At 63.9% G+C, this 19,452-nt stretch carries 21 protein-coding genes; 3 read left to right on the forward strand and 18 right to left on the reverse strand.

Annotated features, from left to right (window positions below):
* Positions 1–3 precede the first annotated feature (3 nt).
* On the forward strand, positions 4–348 hold the full coding sequence (locus tag AC0GNR_RS00915) for a hypothetical protein (protein ID WP_472899134.1): 345 nt from the start codon (positions 4–6) through the stop codon (positions 346–348).
* A 63-nt stretch (positions 349–411) separates the two neighbouring features.
* On the opposite strand, the gene AC0GNR_RS00920 is transcribed toward AC0GNR_RS00915, so the two are convergent.
* The 15 genes from AC0GNR_RS00920 to AC0GNR_RS00990 all read right to left on the reverse strand — a co-directional run bounded on the left by AC0GNR_RS00920 (position 412) and on the right by AC0GNR_RS00990 (position 12,783).
* Positions 412–1,008, reverse strand: coding sequence for a chromate transporter (locus tag AC0GNR_RS00920; protein WP_472899135.1), 597 nt, complete (start codon positions 1,006–1,008; stop codon positions 412–414).
* Positions 1,005–1,616 (reverse strand): chromate transporter, encoded by a 612-nt coding sequence (locus tag AC0GNR_RS00925; RefSeq protein WP_472899136.1) that lies wholly within the window; start codon positions 1,614–1,616, stop codon positions 1,005–1,007. Before AC0GNR_RS00925 ends, AC0GNR_RS00920 begins: the two co-directional genes overlap by 4 nt.
* A 43-nt stretch (positions 1,617–1,659) precedes the next feature.
* Positions 1,660–2,049 carry a response regulator gene (locus AC0GNR_RS00930; RefSeq protein ID WP_472899137.1) on the reverse strand — a complete coding sequence of 130 codons (390 nt, stop codon included), beginning with the start codon at positions 2,047–2,049 and terminating at the stop codon, positions 1,660–1,662.
* Entirely contained in the window at positions 2,036–3,679 is a 1,644-nt protein-coding gene (locus tag AC0GNR_RS00935; protein WP_472899138.1) for a sensor histidine kinase, read from the reverse strand. The genes AC0GNR_RS00930 and AC0GNR_RS00935 overlap by 14 nt, the downstream gene beginning before the upstream one ends.
* A 135-nt stretch (positions 3,680–3,814) precedes the next feature.
* Positions 3,815–4,558, reverse strand: a complete 744-nt coding sequence (gene fabG / locus AC0GNR_RS00940) for a 3-oxoacyl-ACP reductase FabG (protein WP_472899139.1) — start codon at positions 4,556–4,558, stop codon at positions 3,815–3,817.
* Between the two features lie 163 nt (positions 4,559–4,721).
* Positions 4,722–5,384 (reverse strand): microcompartment protein, encoded by a 663-nt coding sequence (locus AC0GNR_RS00945; protein ID WP_472899140.1) that lies wholly within the window; start codon positions 5,382–5,384, stop codon positions 4,722–4,724.
* Between the two features lie 26 nt (positions 5,385–5,410).
* On the reverse strand, positions 5,411–5,683 hold the full coding sequence (locus tag AC0GNR_RS00950) for a BMC domain-containing protein (RefSeq protein WP_053168996.1): 273 nt from the start codon (positions 5,681–5,683) through the stop codon (positions 5,411–5,413).
* A gap of 70 nt (positions 5,684–5,753) precedes the next feature.
* Entirely contained in the window at positions 5,754–6,023 is a 270-nt protein-coding gene (locus AC0GNR_RS00955; RefSeq protein WP_439113429.1) for a EutN/CcmL family microcompartment protein, read from the reverse strand.
* Positions 6,020–6,979, reverse strand: coding sequence for a nuclear transport factor 2 family protein (locus AC0GNR_RS00960; RefSeq protein WP_472899141.1), 960 nt, complete (start codon positions 6,977–6,979; stop codon positions 6,020–6,022). The genes AC0GNR_RS00955 and AC0GNR_RS00960 overlap by 4 nt, the downstream gene beginning before the upstream one ends.
* Positions 6,976–7,590, reverse strand: a complete 615-nt coding sequence (locus AC0GNR_RS00965) for a BMC domain-containing protein (protein ID WP_472899142.1) — start codon at positions 7,588–7,590, stop codon at positions 6,976–6,978. Before AC0GNR_RS00965 ends, AC0GNR_RS00960 begins: the two co-directional genes overlap by 4 nt.
* A 9-nt stretch (positions 7,591–7,599) precedes the next feature.
* Complete coding sequence (locus AC0GNR_RS00970) at positions 7,600–9,096, reverse strand: aldehyde dehydrogenase family protein (protein ID WP_472899143.1); 1,497 nt, start codon at positions 9,094–9,096, stop codon at positions 7,600–7,602.
* 19 nt (positions 9,097–9,115) lie between these two features.
* The gene (locus tag AC0GNR_RS00975; RefSeq protein WP_472899144.1) at positions 9,116–10,165 is read right to left on the reverse strand and encodes a TauD/TfdA dioxygenase family protein; all 1,050 of its coding nucleotides are present in this window, start codon (positions 10,163–10,165) and stop codon (positions 9,116–9,118) included.
* Between the two features lie 35 nt (positions 10,166–10,200).
* Positions 10,201–10,956, reverse strand: a complete 756-nt coding sequence (locus AC0GNR_RS00980; RefSeq protein ID WP_472899145.1) for an ABC transporter permease — start codon at positions 10,954–10,956, stop codon at positions 10,201–10,203.
* The gene (locus AC0GNR_RS00985; RefSeq protein ID WP_472899146.1) at positions 10,946–11,746 is read right to left on the reverse strand and encodes an ABC transporter ATP-binding protein; all 801 of its coding nucleotides are present in this window, start codon (positions 11,744–11,746) and stop codon (positions 10,946–10,948) included. Before AC0GNR_RS00985 ends, AC0GNR_RS00980 begins: the two co-directional genes overlap by 11 nt.
* Before the next feature lie 32 nt (positions 11,747–11,778).
* A complete protein-coding gene (locus AC0GNR_RS00990; protein ID WP_472899147.1) occupies positions 11,779–12,783 on the reverse strand; it encodes an ABC transporter substrate-binding protein in 1,005 nt (334 codons plus the stop codon).
* Positions 12,784–12,929: 146 nt separating this feature from the next.
* On the opposite strand from AC0GNR_RS00990, the gene AC0GNR_RS00995 reads away from it, so the two are divergent.
* On the forward strand, positions 12,930–13,646 hold the full coding sequence (locus tag AC0GNR_RS00995) for a Crp/Fnr family transcriptional regulator (RefSeq protein ID WP_472899148.1): 717 nt from the start codon (positions 12,930–12,932) through the stop codon (positions 13,644–13,646).
* 50 nt (positions 13,647–13,696) lie between these two features.
* On the opposite strand, the gene AC0GNR_RS01000 is transcribed toward AC0GNR_RS00995, so the two are convergent.
* The 3 genes from AC0GNR_RS01000 to AC0GNR_RS01010 form a co-directional block, all read right to left on the reverse strand.
* Positions 13,697–14,632: an EamA family transporter gene (locus tag AC0GNR_RS01000; protein ID WP_472899149.1), complete on the reverse strand. Its 936-nt coding sequence runs from the start codon at positions 14,630–14,632 to the stop codon at positions 13,697–13,699.
* Between the two features lie 19 nt (positions 14,633–14,651).
* Complete coding sequence (locus AC0GNR_RS01005) at positions 14,652–16,841, reverse strand: 3-hydroxyacyl-CoA dehydrogenase NAD-binding domain-containing protein (RefSeq protein WP_472899150.1); 2,190 nt, start codon at positions 16,839–16,841, stop codon at positions 14,652–14,654.
* 129 nt (positions 16,842–16,970) lie between these two features.
* Positions 16,971–18,176, reverse strand: a complete 1,206-nt coding sequence (locus tag AC0GNR_RS01010; protein WP_472899151.1) for an acetyl-CoA C-acetyltransferase — start codon at positions 18,174–18,176, stop codon at positions 16,971–16,973.
* A gap of 120 nt (positions 18,177–18,296) precedes the next feature.
* Here AC0GNR_RS01010 and AC0GNR_RS01015 point away from each other — a divergent pair, with 120 nt between their 5' ends.
* A complete protein-coding gene (locus tag AC0GNR_RS01015) occupies positions 18,297–19,451 on the forward strand; it encodes an acyl-CoA dehydrogenase family protein (RefSeq protein WP_472899152.1) in 1,155 nt (384 codons plus the stop codon).
* Position 19,452 lies beyond the last annotated feature (1 nt).

Here is a 19,452-nt window from a genome sequence, read left to right on the forward strand (position 1 = left end):
ACCATGAAACATGACCGGGTGCGCATGTTGGCGCTTGCGCTGGCCACCACGCTGCTGGCCGCTTGTACCCAAGAGCAGCAAAACAAGCTGGGCCGAGAAATTCAGAACTGGACTGGTGCGAACGGCGTGCTGGAGGTGTACGCCGGTGACAAACTGGTGCGCCGTTTTCTGAAGATTGACAAGATCAGCACCGCGCTGGGCACCGACGATGGCAAGCCCCGTGCTTACCGATTTGGCTACGGTGTGCTGGACGAAAACCTGAACATGCTGGCAGACCCCGGGGAAAAGAAGGTGTATTTCGAGATCAGCGATTACACCAACGCGGTGTTCTTCGAGAACCCGCGCTGAGCCACGAGCGCTGCACGTTGCAGGGTGTGGTGTGATACCGCCCAGAAACCCATCAAGTGTGGCTCAAACCCAGCCCAGGGCGCCCAGCAGGCCACCGGCACCAATCAGCCACAACAGGTGCATTTTGGTGCGCCACACCAGCAGCGTGACGACAGCGGTGAGCAGCCACAGCCGCCAGTCGCGTGTGGGGTGGTCGTGTGAGCCGGTCAGCAACCAGCCGGTGGCGATCAGCAGCGCAATGACGATAGGTGCCATGCCGGTCTTGAAGGCCCGCACGGCGCGCACCTCGCGGTTGCGGTGTGCCCAGCGTGTGGCGGTGTAGGTCAATACCGAAGACGGCAGCATGATGGCCACCATGGTTACCAGCACGCCCAACAGGGCCAGTGCCCAGGCCACTGCGCCACCGCCTGGGCCACCGCCCGCATTGAGCCCCACGTTCCACCCCAGCAGGGCCACAAACAGCACGTTGGGCCCTGGCGCAGCTTGCGACAAAGCGATGGACGAGCTGAACTGGGCGTCGCTCAGCCAGGCATTTTGGTGCACCAGGTAGCGGTGCATGTCGGGTGCGGTGGTGATGGCGCCCCCCACAGCCAGCAGCGACAGCGAGGCGAAGTGGCCGAACAGGTCCACCCAGTTGGGCAGTGTGGGCGCCATGCTCATGGGCGGTTTGCCCTGTGGGCAGGCGCCGCGCCCACCACTCGGTAGGCCCACAGACAAGCCCCACCGCCAATGCCCAGCAGCACCCACAGCAAGGGCCAGCGGAGCAGCGCAATGGCCACAAACGTGAGCGCTGCCAACGCGATGCACAGTCCCATGCCCATGGCGTTTTTGTCCAGCGCCCCGATCAGCTTGATGCCGGTGGCGGTGATCAGACCCGCAGCGACGGCGCCCATGCCGCGCAGGGCGTTCTGCGCCACCGCGGTCTCGGCCACGCTGCCGTAAAGGGCAGCAAGCACGAGCACCACAACCAGCGGCGCCGCCAGCATGCCCGCCAGCGCAACCAGCGCGCCCGACAGCCCGAAATAGCGCCCGCCGATCATCAGCGAGAGGTTGACCACATTGGGCCCCGGCATGATCTGGGCCACGGCCCAGTCTTCAATGAACTGCTCGCGCGTCATCCAGCGCTTTTTTTCCACCAGTTCGCGCTGCACCACCGCCAGCACCCCACCAAACCCTTGCAGGGCCAGCCAGGTGAACGACAGGAAGAGGTCTGCCCGCGAAGCCGGTCGGTTTGGCGCTGCGGGTTCGGTGCTGGGCTCGGGTGGCATAGGCGTGGTTATCGGTGGCTGCCAAGCCACGGAGGTGAGCGGATCAGATGCCGGTGGCCAGGAGTTTCTGGACCATGGCTACGGCCAGAGGTTTGGTGACATAGCCCCGGATCACCGGCATCTCGTCAGCCCGCTGGCGGTCCAGCGGGGAGCCAGACGAGGTGAGCATGACCAGCAACACGGTGGGCTTGCCCGCGATCATCGGGGTCGCGCGTTCGGCCACCTCAAAGCCGTCCAGCATGGGCATGTTGATGTCCAGAAAAATGCAGGTGGCTTGATCCAGCGTGTCGGTTTGCAAAAACGCCAGCGCGTCGACCCCGGTTTCAAACACCAGCACCTCGCCTGCAAAGCCCGCCTTGCGGATCATGATCTCGTGGTAGACGTTGTCGGCCTCGTTGTCGTCCACCAGGATGAAGCGTTCAACGGTTTTCATAGGGCGTTCCTTCGGGTGGGGTCGGCTTGCGGGAAAGTGTGAGTGTGAAACAGCTTCCTGCGCCTGTTTCCGAACTGACGGTAACGCCGCCACCGTGCAGTTCGGCGATGCGGCGGCAGATGGACAGACCCAGTCCGGTACCGGCGTATTGCTTGCGGGTGTGCAGTCTTTTGAACAGCTCGAAGATGCGTTCAAACTGCTCGGCGGGTATGCCAATGCCGTTGTCTGTCACACGCAACGCCAGGAAGCCAGCGGACTCCATGGCGCTGATGTGGACCGCTGGCGGCACGCCTTGGCGTGCGAACTTGAGTGCGTTGGTCACCAGGTTTTGCAGCGCTACGCGCAGCAGTGAGGCATCGCCTTGGACCGTGGGCAGTTCGGCGCAAGTGAGGGTGCCGCCTGAGCGCTCCAGGGCAGCAGACAAGTCGTCCTGCAACTCGGCGAACAGGTGGTTCAGATCGATGCTGGCTGGGACGATGACCTGCTTTTCAAGCTGGACGAAGTGCAGCAGATCGTCGAGCAGGGTGCGCATGCGTTCCCCGCCGGCGCGCACGAAACCGAGGTAGCGCTGGGCATGGATGGGCAAATCGGCGGTGTGGTCTTGCACCAGCAGCGAGGTGAAGTTGTTGATGGAGTTGATGGGTTCGCGCAGGTCGTGCGAGATCATGTGGATGTAACGCTCTTGCTCCAGCGTTTTTTCCTTCAACATGCCCACCGTCTGTTGCAGTTGCACTTCTTGCTGTTTCAGCGCGTGTATGTCGTGGCCGCGCATCACCACCCCCAACACCTCGCCGGTGGCATTGCGCACGGGCAACAAAGACACTTCGAGGTGCCTGGCGCCGCGTGCAGTGAAGTGGGCGGTGTGCTCATAAAAGACCTCTGTTCCGGCAAATGCTTGCTGGAGCTTGTCCTCAATGAGCGTGCGGTACAGCGCTTCGCCCACCCGCTCGCGCACGGTCTGGCCGATAACAGCTTCGCGCGCGCAACCCCAGTAGTCCAGGTAGGTCTGGTTGACGTCCTGGTACACGCCCTGGTTGTCGATGTAGGCCATCAGGTCGAGTCCCGAGACGGCCATGGCCATCAGGGCCTGGTTGCGCAGCCGGTTTTCCTCTTCCTCGCGCAAGGCTTCCTGCTGGCGGGCCTTTTCGTGCTCCAGCAGCGTCACCACCAGCCTGGACAGCGCGCGGAGTGCGTCGGCTTGTGGCACGCTGAGTTGCCGCACCTGTTGGTCGATGACACACACGGTGCCGAGGGCGAAGCCGTCGTCGGTGACGATCGGTGCGCCCGCATAAAAGCGGATGTCCGGCGTGCCTTGCACCAGCGGGTTGTCGTGGAAGCGCACGTCGCAGGTCGCGTCCTCGACCACCAGCACCTCTTCGGGTGTGAGGATGGCATGCGAGCAAAAAGCCATTTTTCGACCGGTCTGTGTGGCACCCAGGCCGACCCTTGACTTGAACCACTGGCGGTCTTTGTCAACGAGCGAAATCAGTGCCACGGGCGTGCCGCAAATGGAAGAGGCCAGGGCCGTGATGTCGTCAAAGGCCTTTTGCGGCAGCGTGTCAAGCACACCAAAACTCACCAGTTTGGCCAGGCGCTCGGTTTCGTTTTCAGGCTGGGGGGCAGATTGCATGGGGTGGCGGTGAGCGTAGGCGGCTGGCTGAAGCAGAGGCGGCCGCCGGCCTTTGCCGCACGGACGGTTGAACCCCCAAAAAGTACATTATCCCGCGCCCGGCTTCCCGGCATCGTTGCGTGCGCCCTGTGACGGTCAGACCGACATGCCGCCTGAGACCTCGATCACGGCGCCGTTGATGTAGCTGGCCTCGTCGCTGGCCAGAAAGGCGTAAACATTGGCGATTTCTTCGGGCTGGCCCAGGCGGCGCAGCGGCACGCGGTGTTCCATCTCGCTGATGACTTTTTCAGGAATGGTGCTGAGGATGGGCGTGGCGATAAAGCCTGGTGCCACCGCGTTCACGCGAACGCCTTTGGGCCCCAGTTCGCGGCTCCAGGTCTTGGTGAAACCAATCACGCCGAACTTCGCGGCGGCGTAGTTGGTCTGGCCAAAGTTGCCATAGATACCCACCACGGACGACGCATTGAGAATGACGCCGCTGCCTTGCGCGGTCATGCAGTCGGCCACGGCCTGAGCGCAGTGGAACACGCCGCGCAGGTTGACATCAATCACCCGGTCAAACTGCTCCAGTGTCATTTTTTGCAGGCGCGCATCTTGGGTAATGCCCGCGTTGTTGACCAGCACGTCCACGCGGTCAAAGCGCTCCAGCACCTGCGCCACCACCGCGTCCACCATGGTGCGCTGTGTCACGTCCATCACAAACCCAACGGCCTGGGCGCCGAGGGCCTCGCACTGCTTCACGGCGTCGTCCACGGCCGTTTGCTTCACGTCGCAGACGATGACGACGGCGCCTTCGCGCGCAAATTTGAGGGCGGTGGCCAGGCCAATGCCCTGTGCTGCGCCGGTGATGAGGCTGATCTTTCCGTCGAGTCGTTTCATGGTGGTTTCCAGTGGAGACAAACTGTTGAAGCCACAGATTGTGCTGGAAAGCCCAGGGGTATCTGGACGGTCGGCTGTCGCATCGGTTTAGTGCCGTGCCGCCCCGACCAGGTGCACCGGGCGCACGCGCACGCCGCGCCCGGTGCCCTAGTTCAAGGCCATGTCAGCGGCCCGGAATCTCGCCCAGCAGCTTTTCGACATGGTTTTTGGCCTGGGTCAGGGAGGCCATGCTGCCGCTCAGGTACATGCGGCCACTGGCGCCGATCATGCTGCACTCGACCAACGTCACGTCGGGTGCAATTTTCTCGGCTTCGTTGGCCATGTGGGCGCCAAACAAAGCCGGGGCCACTTCCATGAGCAAGAGGTTTTGTCCTGGCAGCACCATGCTGGCCTGGCGGGTGCGGTTCATCAGCACGGCGTGCTGATCGGTCACATTCTCCAGAATGTCGCTGTAAAGCAGTTGTGGGCGCAACTGGTCTTCGGCCTTGGCGCCCATCCAGTCCAGGATGACCTGGCCCGCACGCTCCAGGGCCGCGCTGTCGTTGCTGTGCAATTCCAGCACGCCAAACTGCCGCTCGACAGCGAGGATGCCGGGCTCCAGGCTGGGCTCTGCTTTCAGGGCGAGGTCAATCACCCGCTGGATGGACAGCCCGGGGGCAATTTCCACCAGCAGCGAATGGGTGCCTTGCATCGCCACGTAGCCTCGCGCGCCCAAGGGCGAACTCATCCACGACGAAAACTGGCGTTGCAGGTCGGTGAGCGTCAGGTAGACCCGAAGCTCGGCCGCCGGTTTGGCGGGTGCAGCGGCTTTTTTGCTTGTGGCCATGCGGCCTCCTTGTGGACGTTCGCGGATCAGTTGCCGTCAAAGGCTTTTTGCACGTCGGCGTGTGGGCGCGGAATGACGTGGCAGGACACCACCTCACCAATGGCGCCAGCGGCTTCTGCACCGGCTTCGGTGGCGGCCTTCACAGCACCCACGTCACCCGAAACGATGATGGCGACCAGGCCGCCGCCGACTTCTTTTTTGCCAACGATGTTGACGTTGGCGGCTTTGACCATGGCGTCGGCTGCCGCGAAAGCAGCAACATAACCTTTGGTTTCGATCATTCCGATGGCTTGTGACATGTGAGTCTCCTTGATGGGTTGAAAAAAGAAAGGGTTGAGGGACGGGGTGAGGGGAACATCTGCCGCTGCGTCAACGCATCGGCGTAGGGGTGTCGTAGCCGTCGAGCGAAGCGATGATCAGCGCGTCAGCCACCACGCGCGGGTGGGCCGGCGCGAACCACCAGGCCGCCGGTGCGCCGATGGTGATCATCACGCGCTCGCCAATGCCGCAGCCCATGGGGTCGTAGCACACGACGACATCTTTGGGGTAGTCGAGTTGCACCTCCAGCAGGGCGCCGGCGGGCAACTCGGGCAGGCGTTTGCTCGCCACAATGCGGCCAATCACGGTTCCGGTTTTCATGGTGCAGCTCCTCGGTCAATGGTGATGCCGCGCTTGCGCAAGGCTTCTTTGCCCAAGGGGGTCATCACCGCCTTCGGGTTCAATCGCACCTGCTTCACGCCAGGCGCCAGGGTCTTGACCAGCTTTTCGCCAATCACGCCCTTGAGTTCCGGCACGGTCTGGGCAGACTTGTGTACGGGCTCATCGCCATGCGCGTCTGGGCAATCGCAGGCCTTGCCGTCTTTGCACGAGGGGCAGCACGCGGCTGGATCGATGGCGGTGGTGGCGGCCATGGCCGATGCGCCTGTGGCGGCCACGGCTTTCACCGCCGCTTCGTCCACCCGCATGTCGAAGCGCAGCAAACCCGTTTGCGCCGCTTGCAGCAAGGCCGGGCTGGCGGCCAGGCGCTTGAACAGTTCGGTCAGCGCGGTGGCTTGTGCAGCCGTGCCCACACGCAAGGGCACCACCACGCCAGCCGGCGCTGAGGGGGCGTTCGAGTGGGCGGCCGAGGGGGCAGGGGCCGCTGGCGCAGCCGGCTTGGCCGCACCGACTTGTTTCCAGTAAGCGTCTTTGCGGGCAATCAGGCCATCGCGGATCTGGTACACGTCGGTGCCGTCAAACGTGCCCATCTGACCACCGGGCAGCGGCACACTGACCTTGTAGTTTTGCACCACCGTCTGGCCCAGCACGTTCATGTGCGAATCCGAAAACTTCGGTCCAGCGGGGCTGGCAAAGCGCTCTTTCAAAAACGCGAGGCAGGCCGCGCGACCGCGCAGGACGCGGGCGTCGGGCAGACTCCACACCACGTCGGGCGCAAAGCAGGCCACGATGGCCTCGGCGCTGACGGCCTCATAACCGGCTTCGAAACGCCGCATCAGGGCGGCCACCGCATGGTCGGTAGCGGGCGCGCTCTGTGAAGCGCTCAACGCGGTGCGCAACTGCGCCCGAATCTGCGCACGCAGGGCCTCGGTGCTCATGCGGTACCTCCGGCATCGCGGATCACGGCCTCGGCCACGGCGGCGGCGGCGCGCACATCGGACGCATTGCCCGACAAATACAGGCGACCCGCAGGCCCCATGAAGCGGCAGTCGATCAGCTTCACGTTGGCCGACTTTTCGGCCTCGTTGGCCACCAGCAGCGCGTAGGACGAGGTCGTCATTTCCATGATGTAGAGCGACTCGCCGGGCAGCAGCATGCTGCCGGACTTGCTGCGGTTGATCAGAAACGCGTGGTAGCCGTCCACTCGATCGATCACCTTGGACGCGAGGATCTCAGGCTTGAGCACGTCTTTCTCGCTCACCCCCATGGCTTCGAGCACGGCCGCACCAGCCGACTTGACGGACGAGGAGGACTGGCCGTGGAACTCCAGGTAACCAAACTGGCGCTCGACCACCAGGTTGCCGGGCTTGACGTTGTCGTGCTTCAGCGCGATGTCGGTCAGCCATTCGATGTCCATGCCGGGCGCCACTTCGATCACCATGGCGGCATCGTTGTGGCGCGGCAGAAAACCGCGGGCGGTGGACCCCAGCAGACACATGAGTTGTGGCTGCAAGCGGTCCAGAAAAATGTAGCTGCGCAAAGTGGACATGGCGGGTTCTCAGCGAAGGTGTTCGAGTTCTTCCTGCACGATGCGCAGGACCATGGCCTGGAGCTCAGGCGTTAGGGTGTTGAGCTGGACGGTGGTGGCGGCGGCCGGGGCGGCCACCGGCGTCATGGCGCCGGCCCAGCCACCGGGCAGGGGAAACGCCACGCGTTTCCAGTTCACCAGCAGTTCGGGCCCAACGTTGCAGTCCACCGAGCTTTTGCCCGCGTAGCCGGTGCCGATGGTGAAGGTGTAGGGCAGGCCGGTGTTGGCGCCGGTGCTGTCGTGCACCGTACTGCCGTTGACGACCACGCGGTAGTAGTCAAGCGCTGCACCCCAGTACACCGCTTGTTCGGGTGACGCCGTATGGATGCCCGAGGTATGACCCGAGCCGCTGTGCTGCAGCATCGACTGGGCGACGCCAATCGCCTGCTTGATGTCGTCCACGACCACGCAGGCCAGGATGGGGGAGAGTTTTTCCCGCAGCAGCGCGTGGCCGGCCTGTGGGTTGGTCACCAAGCACACCAGCGCTTCACAGCCAGTGGGCACCTGCACACCGGCGGCCTGCGCAATCTCGTGCGCGGGGCGGCCCACCACCTTGCCGTTGAACTTGCCGCCGGGAAAAGCGTATTGCTGGATCTGCAAGGCTTCTTGCTCGGTGCAGATGTGAGCGCCCTGGCGCGCCAGGGCTTGCTGCATCTGCGGCGCAATGCTGGCGTGCAGCATCAGCACCGACGGGGCCGAGCAGGGACTGCCGTGATCGAAGTTTTTGGCTGTGACGATGAGCGGTGCAGCGGCGTCCAGGTCGGCACTGGCATCCACATAAATGGGGACGTTGCCGGAACCCACGCCAATGGCGGGGTTGCCCGAGCTGTAGGCAGCGCGCACCATGGGTGTGCCGCCGGTGGCCAGAATCACGTCTGTGCGCGGGTCTCGCATGAGTGCGCTGGTGGCTTCCACCGTGGGGCGCGTCAAAATTTGCAGCGCGTGGGCGGGCCCGCCGGCTTGCTCAATCGCCGCCTGCAGTTCGCGCACCACCTCGGTACAGCAGCCCAGCGCCACCGGGTGTGGCGAAATGACCAGCGCGTTGCGGGTCATCAGGCACATGATGGTTTTGAAGATGATGGTGGCCACGGGCGAGGTGGAGTTGGACAGCCCCACCACCACACCCGCGGGCCGTCCAATCTCGACCAGGCGCAAGGCGTCGTTGCGGCGCACACCGCCCAGGGCCACGTTGTCCCAGGCGCTGGGGGTGAGCGTGCAGGCGAGCTGGTTTTTGGCGATCTTGTCGGCCACTTTGCCGATGCGGCTTTCACGCACCGCCCACTCGGCATAAAACGCGGCACGCGGTAACAACGCGGCGGCCACGGTTTTGGCCACGTGCTTGGCCTCCTCGGGCGTCCAGCCTGCGAGCACGGTGGCGGCCTGGCGGGCACGGCCCAGCAAGTCCCGGGCCTCCTGCAAGGCGGCCAGGTCGTGGTCGGCCAGATCGGTAGAACGGATAGAGCTCATGTTGTGGGATGGCTCGGGTTCAACCGCGCTGGGCCGCTGTGGCCACGGCGTTCAGGTCCACGCCTTCAAGGGCGCTGAAGATCGCCTCGACCGCTTGCTGCTCACGCGGGTTGGCCGCTTGCATGCGGGTGGTGTCGAGCAACTGGCGCATGACCGATGGCTGGCCGGTGGCCGCGGCCGCACCAGGATTCAACGTGGGCACAAAACTGCCGCACGTCATGCGCTGGCCCGCCCGGTAGTGCGGTGCGTAGTCGAACACGGCGTAGTGCTGCGTGGCGCAGTTGTCCCACATGGCCACCGAGTCCTTTTCCCAGCGGAAGCGCACCATGAACTCGGGCTTCTTGACCCACTCGTAGAGCATGTTCAGCACGGCTTCCGACAAGTCCATGTGCATGCCCAGCAAGCGCTTGGTCCAGATCGAGTTGACGAACAAAATCTTGCGACCGTTGAAAGGGTGCGTGATCACGGCCGGGTGCGTTACCGTCGGCGTGTTTTCGATCATCTTGCACTCTTGCGCGTTGGCGGTGACCATCATGCCGCTCTTGGCCGAGGCCCGCTGTGCCAGGCGTTCGTGGATGTTGGCGCGGCGAAAATGCCAGGGCAAATCGTGGTCGGCCTGCAAGCCCTGCAGCATCTGCTGCAGGCCGGGGTTCAGCGCATCGTAGGCCGCGCCTGCGTGCATCCACATGGTGTCACCGCCCGAGGGGGGCAGGTCGGTGATGCGCAAAATGGACACCATGTTGGGCTTCTTGCGGAAGGTCACGTCGGTGTGCCAGCGGTCGGTTTCCGGTGCGTCGGTGCCCTGGTGCGAAATCAGCTGGATCTGGGGGTGGCCGTCGATGTGCGGGAAAAATTCGTGCTGCTCCATCTCGCCAAAGTTCTGGCCCAGGCGGATGTAGGCATCGGGCTTCAGGGCCTGCTTGCGGAAGAACACCACGCCGTACTGCCACAGTGCTTGCTTGATCTCTTCGTAGACGTCTTCGGAGCGGGTGTTGTTCAAGTCAACGCCGCTGATCATGCCGCCGATGGTGGGCGTCATGGGGTCGACCTGGATGTGCCGAAAGTTCATGCTTGTATCTCCTTGATATGACAAAACAGCCCGGCTCATTGCCAGTGCAGCAAACGTTTCTCGATCCAGGTCATGGTGCGCACCACCGCCACGCCCAGCAGGGCCAGGACCAGCAGCAGCGCCATCACGCCGTTGACCTCAAAGGTGGAACCCAGGTAGGCCAGCGACTGGCCCAGGCCTTTTTCAGAGGCGATGATTTCGGCACCAATGACGCCCAGCAAGGCGTAGATGAGGCCCAGGCGCAGACCCGAAAAAATCACCGGCACCGCGCCGGGCAGGGTCACCTGAAAGAAGGTGGTCACGGCGCTGGCGCCCAGCGTTTTGCACAGCGTCACGTGGTCCTGGCTGACGCCGCGGATGCCCGCCACGGTGCTGGAGAGCACGATGAAGAACGTCAAGCTGCAACCCACCGCGATCTTGGAACCCAGCCCGAGACCGAACCACAGGATGAACAGCGGCGCCAGCGCGATGCGGGGCATCACGTTCATGGCGTTCAGATACGGGTCGAGGAATTTTTCGACATGCGGGAACGCCACGAACAGCAGGCCCACCGCCATGGCTGCGGTGCTGCCCAGGACAAACGAGATCAGGGTGCCTGCCATGGTCCAGCCCATGTCGGTCCAGAGCTTGCCGGTGGCGATGTTGTCCCACAGGAACTTGAGCACCCCGCTCGGTTGGCCCACAAACGTGGGATTGAGCCAGCCCTTGACGGTGAACCATTCGCCCAGCGCCAGCAGCGCGGCAATGAACACGATGTGGGCTGCGCCCCAGCGCATGGTTTCAGCCTTCATGTTTGCTCCAGCCAGATTCCAGGTGTGACCAGAGCTGTGCATACAGCTCATGGAAGTGCGGGTCTTTTTGCAGCTCGCGGATGGACCGCGGGCGGGGCAGGTCGATGGCGATATCGGCCACGATGCGGCCCGGGCGCGACGTCATGACGACCACCCGGTCGGACACGGCCACCGCTTCCGAGAGGTCGTGTGTGACGAACAGCACCGACTGCTGGTGTTGCTGACACAGCCTCAACAGAAGGTCTTCGAGCTGCAGCTTGGTTTGTGCATCCAGTGCCCCAAAGGGTTCGTCCATCAGCAGCAGCGGCGAGCCCATGGCAAAGGTGCGTGCCAGGGCCACACGCTGGCGCATGCCGTGCGACAGGGCCTTGGGCAAGGTTTTCTCGAACCCGGCCAGCCCCACTTCCTGCAGCATGCTGCGGGCGCGTTCCTCGGCTTGGGCACGCGGCACGCCGCGCACCTCCATGCCAAACATCGCGTTGCCCAGCGCCGTTTTCCAGGGCAGCAGGCTGTCGCGGGCCAGCATGTAGCCCACCTGCGGGTTGCCCTGGCGCGGCGCTTGTCCGCCCACCTGCAGGCCGCCCTTGCCGGTGTGCGGCACCAGGCCAGCAGCCAGGTTCAGCAGCGTGGTTTTGCCACAGCCGCTGGGACCCACCAGCGAAACAAACTCGCCTTGGCGGACGTGCAGCGAGACATCTGAAAGCACCTGGTTGGTGCCATCAAAGCTCAGGTGCACGCCGTCGGCGGCGATGGCCAGGGTCGTAGCGCTCAATTCGGTTGCTCCGCTCATGCAGTCGTTCGGTGGGGCTGTGGGTGGAGCGTTCAGCGCAGTTGCAAGACTTTGCTGGTGTCAAACTTCTTGTCGATCTGCTGGGTGTTGTGCAGGTAGTCAGCCGCGTGCTGCAGTGCCTTGCTGTCCAGCGAGAAGCGCACACCGCTGATCGAATTGCGCAAGGAGGCTTCAATCGCGGCCGCACCGGCGGGACCTTCGATCTTGAAGGTGTCGTTGATCACCTTGAGCACGGCAGCAAAGTTGGCTGGGTTCTGGGCGAAGGCTTCTGCCTCGCGCATGGCTTTGGCAAAGGCGTCGAGCGTGGCGCCTTTCTTTTGCGCAAACTCGCCGCGCACCGTCATTGGCCCTGAGGCGCCGTTGAGGTTGGTGATCGCGTCGGGGCCTTCGCCTTTGCGCGGATCCACGATCACGCGGCACACTTTCATGGCCGCACAAAAGCCGTCCATGGGGGCGAACAGCATGACCGCATCGACCTGTTTGTTGGCGATGGCGGGCAGGGCGGTGTTGGGTGCTCCGACGGGCACGATGGTCACGTCGCTGCCCGTCATGCCAGCGCCTTTGAGCAGGTCGAGCAACTGAAATTCAGCGCCGGAGCCACGGGCTGTCACGCCGATTTTCTTGCCCTTCAGGTCGGCCATCACAGCGGGGTAGCCCTTGGCCGCATTGGGTGTTTCGGTGTGGGCACCGGCCATCAAAAAGAAAATGTTGTCGCGCGCCGCGTTGCCAATGATCTTCAGGTCTGCGCCCTTGTTGGCCGCCTGGATCACCACCTCGGCCGGGCCGAACGCGATGTCGATGTCGCCCGCCATCAGGGTCTGAATGCCGAGTGGGCCCGAGGGAATGGTCTTGAGCTCGCACTTGAGACCGTTCTTCTCGCAATAGCCGTTGGCCGCTGCCACCCGAACAATCATGTTGCCCAGGCCGGGGTAGTCTTGAATGCGCAAGGTTTCGGTTTGCGCCATGGCGCTGGCGCCCAAGCTCAGCGCAACAGCGCCCAGGGTGGCGCGAAGGAATCCAGGTGTTGAAAGGGTCATGTCGTCTCCAATGGGGTGGTAGTGGCTTGATCTGCGTCAAGCTGTGTGAAATGGATTAAATTCCGCAACCTTCCGGCAAATTGTTTCTGATGTGACAATTTAAGGGAAAGCACTCAAAATTACTTTTTAGGCCCTCTGGACAAGCCATGCCCCTGCCGCCTTCCCGCCCTTTGAATTCAAGCCGCTCGCCGGCCGCTGCCCCGGCTTTCAAGGCTGTGGATGCGGATCTGTTCACGAAAGCTTGGGCCGAAAAGTCGGCGCTGACGCCGCGCTCCACCCAGGCCCTGAAAAGCGTGGGCGTGCTTCGGAATTGGACCGAAGGCCAGGTGTTGCTGAGCCGGGGGCAATCGACCGCCACGGCGCTGCTGCTCATCAAGGGGCGCCTGCGCGTCAGCGTCACGACCCCTGAAGGTGAGGAGCAATTGCTGCGCTGGATGCTGCCGGGCGAGATATCGGGCTTGAGCTCGGTCTTTGCTGAAACCACCTACCCAGCCGATCTGGTCTCTGCAGGCCCCAGCCAGGTTCTGCATGTGGAGCGGGCGGGAATGGTCGACCTGATCAGCCGGGATGCCGCCGTGGCGGTCGACCTCTTGCGGATTCTGGGTTTGCGGATCAACCAGTTGTTTGACACCTTGGCTGATCAGGGCATGCACAGCCTGCGGCAACGTGTGTGGGCTGCGCTGGAGCGCATTGCCAAGTACAACAGTGTGGCGGTGGCCGATGGACTGCAGCTGCGGGTGAGTCAGGCCGACTTGGCGCAAGCGGCCAATGCGTCGCGCCAGCGCGTCAACCAGCAGCTGCAGCGCTTTCAGGACCAGGGGCTGATCCGCCTGGGCTACCGCAACATCGTTTTGTTGCGGTAATCGGGCCAGCGGCAAAGAGGCACGAGGCCAGTGCGCTGCCCCGCTGGGTTTCAGTCGGCGGGTTGGCTCCGGCGCTCAGCGATGCCCTTGACCAGGGCTCTCAACGGGCCAGCCTGGTTGATGACCAGACCCAGCAACACCGCCGCCGTGCCGGCCCACTGCCAGCGCTGCGGCAGTTCGCCCGAGAACATCCAGGCCGCCCAAAGGCCCACCACCGGGACCAGCAGGGAGAACGGCGTTACCCGGCCAGCCGGGTGCCGTTTCAGCAGCAGCGTCCACAGGCTGTAGGCCAGCAGTGTGGCCAGCCAGGCCAGAAACAGCACCGCCAGCCAGGCGCGTCCATCCATGCCCATGAGCTGGCGCCACACCGTCGAAGGGCCGTCGGCCCACGCCGCCAGCGCCAGGAAGGGCACCACCGGAAACAGGCTGCTCCAGACGATGAAGGGAAACGGCTCGTAGTCGGCCACCCTGCTCGCCAGGCGCGCGATCAGGTTGGACACGGCCCACATAAAGGACGCTGAGAGCGTGAGCACGAAACCCGCCAGCGTCATCTGGCCGGCGCCTTCGCCGCTGGCGTTGGCGATCATCAGCAGGCCGGCCAGCGCCACTGCCAGGCCCCACCACTGCGACGGACGAGCGCGCTCGCCGAGCAGCGGCACCGCCAGCAGCAGGGTGAAGAACGCCTGGGTCTGCATCACAACCGAGGCCATGCCCACCGTCATGCCCATGTGGAGACCGAGAAAGAGGAAGCCAAACTGGCCCAGGCCCTGTGCCAGCCCGTAGCCGGCAACGTATTTCCAAGGCAGGCGGGGAAACGGCACAAACAGCAAGAAAGGCACGGCGGCCACCGCAAAACGCAGGGCACCCAGCAGCATCGGCCCCACATCTTGCAGGCCGACCTTCATGACCACGAAGTTCAGCCCCCAGATGACCACCACCGCCAGCGCACCGAGCAGGTCGCCGGGCGACAGTTTGGAGGCGTTCAACGACGGGCCTTCACCGGCATCAGTACACAGGCTGGTGCCGGCGCAGGGCGGCCGTCACGCCGGCGCTCAAGGCAAATCCCGGGCCGTGTTGGGCGGCCAGTTCACCGCAGCGCTGCTCAAAGGCTTCAATCCCCATGCCGTAGATGAACTGCAGGGCGCCACCGGTCCAGGCCGGGAAACCGATGCCGAAAATGGAGCCGATGTTGCCGTCGTGCACGCTGGTGAGTACGCCCTCGGCCAGGCAACGCGCGGTCTCCACCGCCTGGCGGTACAGGAGGCGGTCTTTCACCGTCTGCAAGTCCCAGACTGCGCCCGGTTGTTCAAACAGGGTTTTCAGCTCGGGCCACAGGTGCTTTTTTTGCCCCACGGGGTAGTCGTAAAAGCCACCGCCGGCGGCGCGACCTGCGCGGTTCAGCGCTTTCACCATGCGCTCCACCAGCAACTCGCCCGGCGTGGCGGTGTAGGTCTTGCCCTCGGCAGCCAGGTCGGCGCGGGTCTGGTCGAGCACATGCACCGAGAGCGAGAGCGCGGTTTCGTCCAGCACCGCCAGCGGGCCCACCGGCATACCGGCCTGCATGGCGGCGTTTTCAATGACCGCGGCCGGAATGCCTTCGCCCAGCATGGCCGCGCCTTCCATCACAAAGGTGCCAAAGGTGCGGCTGGTGTAGAAGCCGCGCGAGTCGTTCACCACGATCGGCAGCTTGCCCAGCGCCTGCACGTAGTCGTAGGCGCGGGCGATGGTCTCGTCGTCGGTGTCTTTGCCTCGGATGATCTCCACCAGCTTCATCTTGTCCACCGGGCTGAAGAAGTGGATGCCGACGAACTTCTGTGGCTTGGCGCTGGCCTGGGCCAGGCCGGAGATGGGCAGGGTGGACGTGTTGCTGGCGAAGAAGCCACCGTCGGCCAGCATGGGCTCGGCCTCCTGGGTCACTTGGGCTTTCAGCGCGCGGTTTTCAAATATGGCCTCGATGATCAGGTCGCAGCCTGCCAGGTCTTGTGCGCTGTCGGTCGGCTTGATGAGGCTCAGGATACCTTGCTGCTTCTCGGCGCTCATCTGGCCCTTGTCCACGCGCTTCTGCGTGAGCTTGGCGGTGTAGCCCTTGCCCTTTTCGGCGGCATCAAGGCTCACGTCCTTGAGCACGGTGGCGATGCCTCGGGTCGCTTGCGCATAGGCGATGCCCGAACCCATCATGCCGGCGCCGAGCACGCCCACTTTTTTCGGCTGGTATTTTTCCGTTCGTCCTGAGCCAGTCGAAGGGCCCGGCCTTGACTGTCCGCCCTTGATGGCGTTCAGGTTGAAGAAGAAGGTGTTGATCATGTTCTTGGCCACGGGGCTGACCATCAGCCCGGCCAGGTAGCGGCTCTCGATGCGCATGGCGGTGTCGAAGTCCACCATGGCGCCTTCGACCATGGCGGCCAGCGCCGCTTCGGGGGCGGGGTAGAGGCCCCGGGTCTTTTGCTTCAGCACGGCGGGCGCCACGCTCAACATGCCGGCGATCTTGGGGTTGCTCGGTGTGCCGCCGGGCATTTTGTAGTCCTTGCGGTCCCACACGTGTTGCGCGGCCTCGGGCTTGCCTTGCGCCGCTTCAATGAAGGCGAGCGCGCGCGGCATCAGCTCGTCGGGTGTGGCCACCAGCTCGTGCACCACGCCGATTTTCAAAGCTTCCTCGGGGCCAAACAGCTTGCTTTCCAGCACATAGGGCTGCGCGGCCATGAGGCCCAGCACCCGCGTCATCTTGGTGATGCCGCCGCCGCCGGGAATCAGGCCCAGCGTGATCTCGGGCAGGCCAAATTGCACCTTGGGGCTGTTGACGGCGATGCGGAGGTGGCCCACCAGCGCCACCTCCCAGCCGCCGCCGAGCGCTGCGCCGTTCAGGCAGCTCACCACGGGCACACCCAGGGTTTCAAGGGTCCGAAAGTTGCGTTTGATGCGCTCGATTTCGGTGAACACGCGCGGTCCGTCGGCAGCGGTGGAGCGCATCACGCCCTTCAAGTCGGCGCCAGCAAAAAAGGTGCTCTTGGCCGAGGCCAGCACGATGCCTCTGAGCTGGGCCTTGTCTTTCACCACCTGGGCCGCGACGGCGTCCAGGTCGTCTTGCCACTGCAGGCACATGGTGTTGACCGGCGAGCCCTGCTCGTCGAAGGTGATGGTGGCCACCGTGCCGAGTGCAGCGTTGGCGAGTTCGTAGCGGATGGTTTTCGTGATCATGTCAGGGCTCCTGAGGTGCCTTGCGAGCGAGGTGTCTGTGAGAGAACGCCGTGGAACCGGCTTTGCCGGGCCGCTGGCGTTGCCCCCTCACAGGGGGTGACACGCGAAGCGTGGCGCGGGGGTAGGTCGTCAGACCCTTTCGACGACTGTGGCGATGCCCATGCCACCGCCCACGCAGAGGGTGGCGAGGCCATAGCGCTTGCCCGTGCGGTGCAGCTCGTCGATCAGCGTGCTCAAAATCATTGCGCCCGTCGCGCCCAGCGGGTGGCCCAGCGCAATCGCGCCGCCGTTGACGTTGACCTTTTCATGCGACACACCCATCTCCTGCATGAACTTCATGGGCACGGCGGCAAAAGCTTCGTTGACCTCAAACAGGTCGATCTGGTCGATGGTGAGGCCCGCCTTGGCCAGTGCCTTGCGCGCCGCCGGCATGGGGCCGGTGAGCATGATGGTCGGGTCGGCGCCCGAGAGCGCCACGGCCACGATGCGTGCACGCGGCGTAAACCCGTGCGTCTTTCCGGCTGCTTCAGAGCCGATCAGGATGGCCGCTGCGCCGTCCACAATGCCCGACGAATTGCCGGCATGGTGCACGTGGTGGATCCGCTCCACCTGCGGGTAGCGCTGCAGGGCCACGGCATCAAAACCCATGGCGCCGAGCTGCTCAAAAGCGGCCTTCAGCCCGCCCAGGCCTTCCAGCGTGGTGTGGGGTTTGATGAACTCGTCCTGCGCCAGAATGGTCTGGCCCAGCGCGTCCTTCACCGCCACCACCGAGCGGTCAAAGTGACCGGCGGCGCGCGCAGCCGTGGCGCGTTTTTGCGATTCGAGTGCGAAGGCGTCCACGTCGGCCCGGCTGAAGCCGCTCAGGGTGGCGATCAAATCCGCGCCAATGCCCTGCGGCACAAACAGCGTGGCGCTGTTGGTTTCGGGGTCTTGCGCCCAGGCGCCGCCGTCGGAGCCAATGGGCACGCGGCTCATGCTTTCCACGCCGCCAGCCACCACCAGGTCTTCCCAACCGCTTTTCACCTTCATGGCGGCCATGTTTACCGCTTCCAGGCCCGAGGCGCAGAACCGGTTGATCTGCACGCCCGAGCAGCGCCAGTCCCAGCCGGCTTTCAGCGCCGCCACCTTGGGCAGCACCGAGCCCTGCTCGCCGATGGGCGAGACCACGCCCATCACCACGTCGTCCACGGCGGCGGTATCCAGGTCGTTGCGGCGTTGCAGCTCGGTCAGCAGGCCGGCCAGCAGGTTGACCGGCTTCACCTCGTGCAGGCTGCCGTCCTTCTTGCCCTTGCCGCGCGGCGTGCGGATCGCATCAAAAACGTAGGCTTCAGTCATGCTGTCTCCTTGGGAACTGTCCCTGTGGCGTCCCTCTGGATGGAACGGACGGAACAGTATAGACTTTTGCCAAGCATTTGCTTTGTAAAAATAAACCCACCCAGTCTGATAGGTGACACCATGATCGACCGCACCCTTTTCAACGCCGACCACGAAGCCTTTCGCGACAGTTTTCGCCGCTTCATGGACAAGGAAATTGCGCCCTTTCACGAGGCCTGGGAAGAGCAGGGTTATGTGGACCGCGCCGTGTGGAACAAGGCCGGCGAAAACGGCTTTTTGTGCATGACCATGCCCGAAGCCTACGGGGGCTCGGACGCCGACAAGCTGTATTCGGTGGTGCAGATGGAGGAGCTGGCGCGCGCGGGTTTCAGCGGTATCGGCTACGGGCTGCACAGCGAAATTGTGGCGCCGTACATCTTGCACTACGGCACCGAAGCGCAAAAGCAAAAGTACCTGCCGCTGCTGGCCAGCGGCGCCATGGTGGGCGCCATTGCCATGAGCGAGCCCGCCGCCGGCAGCGACCTGCAAGGCGTGAAGTCCACTGCCATCAAGCAGACCGATGGCAGCTACCTGCTCAACGGCAGCAAAACCTTCATCACCAACGGCTGGCACGCCGATCTGGTGATCGTGGTGGCCAAGACCGACCCGGCTGCGGGCGCCAAGGGCACGAGCTTGTTGCTGATCGAACGCGGCATGCCGGGCTTTGAGAAGGGCAAGCGCCTGAAAAAGCTGGGCATGAAGGCGCAGGATACGTCCGAGCTGTTTTTCGATAACGTGCGCGTTCCAGCCGAAAACCTGCTCGGCGCCGAAGGCAAGGGCTTCATCTGCCTCATGGAACAGCTGCCCTGGGAGCGGCTGCAGATCGCCATCGGTGCGGTGTCGGCCGCGCAGGCTGCGATTGACTGGACAGTGACCTACGTGAAAGACCGCAAGGTGTTTGGCCAGACCGTGGCCGCGTTTCAAAACACGCGCTACAAGCTGGCCGAGATGCAGACCGAGGTGCAGGTGGCCCGCGTGTTTGTGGACAAATGCTGCGAACTGGTGGCCGTGGACCAGCTCGACACCGCCACCGCCAGCATGGCCAAGTACTGGTGCAGCGATCTGCAATGCAAGGTGATGGACGAGTGCGTGCAGCTCTTTGGTGGCTACGGCTACATGTGGGAATACCCCATCACACGGGCCTACGCCGACGCGCGGGTTCAACGCATTTACGGCGGCACCAACGAGATCATGAAAGAAGTGATTTCGCGCGGCATGGGTCTGGGCGGCCGGTAAC

The organism is Hydrogenophaga sp. LT287, from assembly GCF_055702805.1.

What these genes read in the sequence shown, in the direction of transcription:
- AC0GNR_RS00915 (WP_472899134.1), top strand. Translation starts at nt 4, where the DNA reads ATGAAACATGACCGGGTGCGCATGTTGGCGCTTGCGCTGGCCACCACG.
- AC0GNR_RS00920 (WP_472899135.1), bottom strand. Translation starts at nt 1,008, where the DNA reads ATGAGCATGGCGCCCACACTGCCCAACTGGGTGGACCTGTTCGGCCAC.
- AC0GNR_RS00925 (WP_472899136.1), bottom strand. Translation starts at nt 1,616, where the DNA reads ATGCCACCCGAGCCCAGCACCGAACCCGCAGCGCCAAACCGACCGGCT.
- AC0GNR_RS00930 (WP_472899137.1), bottom strand. Translation starts at nt 2,049, where the DNA reads ATGAAAACCGTTGAACGCTTCATCCTGGTGGACGACAACGAGGCCGAC.
- AC0GNR_RS00935 (WP_472899138.1), bottom strand. Translation starts at nt 3,679, where the DNA reads ATGCAATCTGCCCCCCAGCCTGAAAACGAAACCGAGCGCCTGGCCAAA.
- fabG (WP_472899139.1), bottom strand. Translation starts at nt 4,558, where the DNA reads ATGAAACGACTCGACGGAAAGATCAGCCTCATCACCGGCGCAGCACAG.
- AC0GNR_RS00945 (WP_472899140.1), bottom strand. Translation starts at nt 5,384, where the DNA reads ATGGCCACAAGCAAAAAAGCCGCTGCACCCGCCAAACCGGCGGCCGAG.
- AC0GNR_RS00950 (WP_053168996.1), bottom strand. Translation starts at nt 5,683, where the DNA reads ATGTCACAAGCCATCGGAATGATCGAAACCAAAGGTTATGTTGCTGCT.
- AC0GNR_RS00955 (WP_439113429.1), bottom strand. Translation starts at nt 6,023, where the DNA reads ATGAAAACCGGAACCGTGATTGGCCGCATTGTGGCGAGCAAACGCCTG.
- AC0GNR_RS00960 (WP_472899141.1), bottom strand. Translation starts at nt 6,979, where the DNA reads ATGAGCACCGAGGCCCTGCGTGCGCAGATTCGGGCGCAGTTGCGCACC.
- AC0GNR_RS00965 (WP_472899142.1), bottom strand. Translation starts at nt 7,590, where the DNA reads ATGTCCACTTTGCGCAGCTACATTTTTCTGGACCGCTTGCAGCCACAA.
- AC0GNR_RS00970 (WP_472899143.1), bottom strand. Translation starts at nt 9,096, where the DNA reads ATGAGCTCTATCCGTTCTACCGATCTGGCCGACCACGACCTGGCCGCC.
- AC0GNR_RS00975 (WP_472899144.1), bottom strand. Translation starts at nt 10,165, where the DNA reads ATGAACTTTCGGCACATCCAGGTCGACCCCATGACGCCCACCATCGGC.
- AC0GNR_RS00980 (WP_472899145.1), bottom strand. Translation starts at nt 10,956, where the DNA reads ATGAAGGCTGAAACCATGCGCTGGGGCGCAGCCCACATCGTGTTCATT.
- AC0GNR_RS00985 (WP_472899146.1), bottom strand. Translation starts at nt 11,746, where the DNA reads ATGAGCGGAGCAACCGAATTGAGCGCTACGACCCTGGCCATCGCCGCC.
- AC0GNR_RS00990 (WP_472899147.1), bottom strand. Translation starts at nt 12,783, where the DNA reads ATGACCCTTTCAACACCTGGATTCCTTCGCGCCACCCTGGGCGCTGTT.
- AC0GNR_RS00995 (WP_472899148.1), top strand. Translation starts at nt 12,930, where the DNA reads ATGCCCCTGCCGCCTTCCCGCCCTTTGAATTCAAGCCGCTCGCCGGCC.
- AC0GNR_RS01005 (WP_472899150.1), bottom strand. Translation starts at nt 16,841, where the DNA reads ATGATCACGAAAACCATCCGCTACGAACTCGCCAACGCTGCACTCGGC.
- AC0GNR_RS01010 (WP_472899151.1), bottom strand. Translation starts at nt 18,176, where the DNA reads ATGACTGAAGCCTACGTTTTTGATGCGATCCGCACGCCGCGCGGCAAG.
- AC0GNR_RS01015 (WP_472899152.1), top strand. Translation starts at nt 18,297, where the DNA reads ATGATCGACCGCACCCTTTTCAACGCCGACCACGAAGCCTTTCGCGAC.